Here is a 1,077-nt window from a genome sequence, read left to right as displayed (position 1 = left end):
AAGACAAGGATGGCGAGTTCAGTATGGAGCTGTTCCGCTCCTTCTCATCCATGAATAGTGGCAAAGGCATGCTCAAACAAAAGGAAGTGAAAGAAGTACTCGCCTGGCCAGAATGGAAAGACAAGGATGGCGAGTTCAATATGGAGCTGTTCCGCTCCTTCTCATCCATGAACATGGGCAAAGGCATGCTCAAACATGTGGAAGTGAGAGAGGTGCTGGGCTGGCTCGAATGGAAAGACAACTATGGCGAGTTCAATATGGAGCTGTTCCGCTCCTTCTCGTCTATGAATAATGGCAAAGGCATGCTCAAACATGAGCAAGTGAGCGAGGTTCTGGGCTGGCCGGAATGGAAGGACAAGGATGGCAAGTTTAGTATGGAGCTGTTCCGCTCCCTCTCGTCTATGAATAATGGCAAAGGCATGCTCAAACATGAGGAAGTGAGCGAGGTTCTGGGCTGGCCGGAATGGAAAGACAAGTATGGCGAGTTCAATATGGAGCTGTTCCGCTCCTTCTCGTCTATGAATAATGGCGAAGGCATTCTCAAACATGATGAAGTTAGAGAGGTGCTGGGCTGGCCGGAATGGAAAGACAAGGATGGCGAGTTCAATATGGAGCTGTTCCGTTCCTTCTCGTCTATGAATCATGGCAAAAGCATGCTCAAACATGATCAAGTGAGAGAGGTGCTGGGCTGGCCAGAATGGAAAGACAAGAATGGTGAGTTCAATATAAAGTTGTTCCGCGCCTTCTCGTCCATGAATCATTTCCAGGGCTTGCCCAAACATAAGCCCGTGAAAAAGGTGCTGGGCTGGTTAGGTCAACGGGGAGCAACCAATCATTGGCTACTGAAAATTATGACCAGGCTCTGGGCATCAGCAGGGCTACCCGCTATTGAGGTGCTGCAACATCAGGAAACACAACTGAAACAGTTACTGCTTGCGGAACTTACTGGAGAACACAGCAACCCGGATCATGAAGCAGATGACGAATGCAATAGCGATTCAGAGGATGAAGAGGATGACGACAAATGCAATCGCCAGATAAAAACGGTCGCCCTTTATCTTTCCACCCCTAAGCCAG

At 48.9% G+C, this 1,077-nt stretch carries 1 protein-coding gene; it reads left to right on the top strand.

Annotation, left to right across the window (positions count from 1 at the left end; translation table 11 throughout):
- The coding region (locus KDK16_RS09040) for a hypothetical protein (protein WP_257275699.1) at positions 1–1,077 on the top strand (1,077 nt) is incomplete at both ends.

Source organism: Endozoicomonas sp. SESOKO4, from assembly GCF_024606275.1.
The sequence above is the reverse complement of the archived record's forward strand: the minus strand, read 5'-3'. Positions and strand labels throughout refer to the sequence as shown.